This is a genomic window from Phycisphaerae bacterium, assembly GCA_012729815.1.
GTDB lineage: Bacteria > Planctomycetota > Phycisphaerae > JAAYCJ01 > JAAYCJ01 > JAAYCJ01.
This window is the reverse complement of record JAAYCJ010000003.1, coordinates 1-2,710: the sequence shown is the minus strand read 5'-3', so window position 1 is coordinate 2,710 and position 2,710 is coordinate 1. Positions and strand designations below refer to the sequence as shown.

Annotated in this window: 3 protein-coding genes; 1 reads left to right on the top strand and 2 read right to left on the bottom strand. The window is 65.8% G+C overall.

The genetic code is table 11. The features are described 5' to 3' along the window. Nucleotides 1-782: hypothetical protein (locus GXY33_00310; protein ID NLX03563.1), on the bottom strand; the 782-nt coding region annotated here is incomplete at its 3' end. Nucleotides 783-966: 184 nt separating this feature from the next. Between GXY33_00310 and GXY33_00305 the strand changes: the two genes are divergently transcribed. Continuing rightward, on the top strand, nt 967-1,167 hold the full coding sequence (locus GXY33_00305; GenBank protein ID NLX03562.1) for a hypothetical protein: 201 nt from the start codon (nt 967-969) through the stop codon (nt 1,165-1,167). A 125-nt stretch (nt 1,168-1,292) separates the two neighbouring features. Here the strand turns inward: GXY33_00305 and GXY33_00300 are convergent. Next, nucleotides 1,293-2,710: hypothetical protein (locus GXY33_00300; protein ID NLX03561.1), on the bottom strand; the 1,418-nt coding region annotated here is incomplete at its 5' end.

The following is a 2,710-nucleotide window of genomic DNA, read 5'->3' as shown; positions in this document are numbered from 1 at the left end:
TTTTTGGCGAGGATGTCGCGGGCGTCGCCGATGGTCTTCTGCCATGAGGTCAGGATGGCGACGTAGTCGACGGCGGGCACGATGAAGCGGGCGCCGAGGTCGACGTACTTCTTGATGTTATCCGGGTTGGGTCCGGTGGGCAGGCCCCAGGCCTTGCCGTCGCGCTGGCAGGCCTTGGCCACCTTTTCGATGGCCCGCACCAGATCGGGGTTGGCCATGTCGCCCGGACGGCCGAGGGACTGTGAGAGGTCGCCGGGCCCGACGAACAGGGCGTCGACGCCTTCGGCGCCGGTGATCTGGTCGATGCAGTCCAGGGCCTCACGGTCCTCGATCTGGACCACGACCACGCTCTCGCGGGTCTGCTTTTCCATGAACTCGGGCAGCGGGACGAGGCCGAATTCGCCGTCGATCAACACGTTTTCGATGCCGCGCAGGCCGACCGGGGCGAACTTGCTGTTGCGGACGGCATTGGCGGCGTCGGCGGCCGACTTGCAGTGCGGCAGCATGGTGCCGGCGGCCCCGAGTTCGAAGCAGCGGTGGAAGGTGGCGGGCGAGGTGTCGGGAACGCGGACGATCGCGTCGACACCGCCCTCGCGACAGCCGTAGATCATGATCGCCGCGTCGTGCCAGTTGTACCAGCGATGTTCCATGTCGAGCCAGGCGAAATCGAAGCCGAGTTTGCCGGCGAGGCCCGCGGTGATCAGGGACGGTCCGATGCTGATATTGGCTCCGAGGGCGACTTTGCCGGCCCGAAGTCTGGCGAGGGTCTTGCTCGTACGCATGCCGAATTCTCCTTGTGGGTTCGTTGGCGGCCGCTCCGCATCCGCCGCGACAGGCTGCGGATTATACCGGCCGATCGGCCGGCCCCCAAGCGAAATCGATCCCGGCCAAACAGCGGAAAAACTCAGGAGGCTGGGGCGGATCGGCCGAAAAGGTAGTGGACGCCACGATGGCAGGGAGCGTGCGATGCGAGCGAGGATGGTTTTGATCTCAGCGGCGGCGACGGCGGCAGGCGGCTGCGACTTCTGGACCGCCCTGGCCTACTACGACCACCTGACCTCGTCGATCGTCAACACGGGACTGATCGGCCTGGGCGGGATCGTGCTGACGGAACTGCCGAACATCCAGCAGTTCATCACGGGCCTGCTTCCCGGCGCCGCAGGCTGATCGTCTCGACACCGATCGGACAACCAGCACGTGCCAGTGCAGCGATAGATGAAGCCCTTCGTCGGACCCGTCCGGCGAAGGGCGGTTTTTTTGGGGATCGGCGCAGACGGCGAACGCTCGGTCGCCTACGGCCGGACGTCGGTGGTGGTGGCCAGATCGGAGTAGCGGCGGGAGCCGATGGTCCACTCGGGAATGCCCTCGGGCCAGAGCGCGAGGCTGACGCTGTCGACGTCCTCGGTCTCGTCGAACTCGACGGTGAGGGCCAGGTACCAGCGGGGCAGACGCCGGAGCAGGGTGAGGGTCAGGTCGGCGTTCTGGCCGCGGCCCAGGTCGAACTCCTCGCGAACGGCGACCGCGTACTTCCTATTGAGCCGGTAATTGGCCCCGACGCCGAGCAGGTTCGACTCGGTCAGGCCCACGTAGCGGTGGCCGAGGAACCAGCTCAGCCGCGGATCGCGGTCAACGTGGATGCCGAAGCCGGAGAGGCCCAGCTCGCCGTGATCGGCGTCAACGATGGCGTCGTAGACCAGGGCGGTGGTGTCCGAGACGCGGTAGATGCTGTTGAGGGACAGGTAGTTGCTGGCGATGGACCATTCGGGACGGTAGCTGAAGGTTCGTCCGCGCGTCCGGTTCAGCAGGTCGATCATCTGCGAGTCGTTGAAGAACCCGGCCTCGAGGTCGAGCGTGAGCCAGTCGACGGTGCGCCATCGGCCGGGCCCGCCGCGCTTGGTCTGGAACAGATGCCGCCAGCCGGCGGTGAAGCCGTCGAAATCGACCAGGTCCTCGACGTTGCGGTCGAAGGGCGTCAACTCCCACGGATCGACGTTGCTGTGGGCGCCCCAGAAGGTGAAGTCTTCCTTCATCACGTGCCGGATGCGGTGGATATCGAACAGGCGGGATTCAATCTCGTCGTAGACCTTCCACTGGTAGAGGCTGCCGCGCAGGCCGTAGAGTCCGAAGATGCGGGAGAGGCCGCCGTCGAAGGGCGAGTCGTCCCAGGCCGATCCGCGGATCACCGCGAACGGCACCATCTTGAGCATGCCGATGCTCAGGGGGAACTCGACCTCCTGGCGGCTGTCGGCGCGGGCGACGGTGTCGGTGTCCTGATAGCGGGTCCAGTCGATCAGCCAGTCGGGCACGTCGTTGTCGGTGCGGTAGCGGGCGGCGTCCACGCGGTTCTCGCTGTACCAGACCGCCCGGCCGTCGGCGAAGGGCTTGCCGAGCACGTCGATGACGGCTTCGGGATAGTGCTCGACCTGGGTGAGGAAGTCGTTGATTCGCCACTTGCCGAGCATGGAGAAGATGGTGTAATCCGTCAACTCCTTCTTGAGGTAGACCAGGGTCTCCTGCTCTTTGCCCTCAAAGAACTCGGACTCGAACCACTCCTCGAGGAAGTTGCGGTCGGACAGATAGGAGGCTTCGACGGTCAGCTCCCAGTCGTTTTCGAGCAGGTGCTTGTGGCGGAGCAGGGCGCGGCCGCGGTTGGTGTTGGGCGGATCGACGTCGCCGCGGATGCCGCCGAGCTCGTCCTCGCCGGTGTCGT

Excerpts from the sequence above, each read along its gene's own strand:
- GXY33_00305 (NLX03562.1), top strand. The coding sequence starts at position 967 with ATGCGAGCGAGGATGGTTTTGATCTCAGCGGCGGCGACGGCGGCAGGC.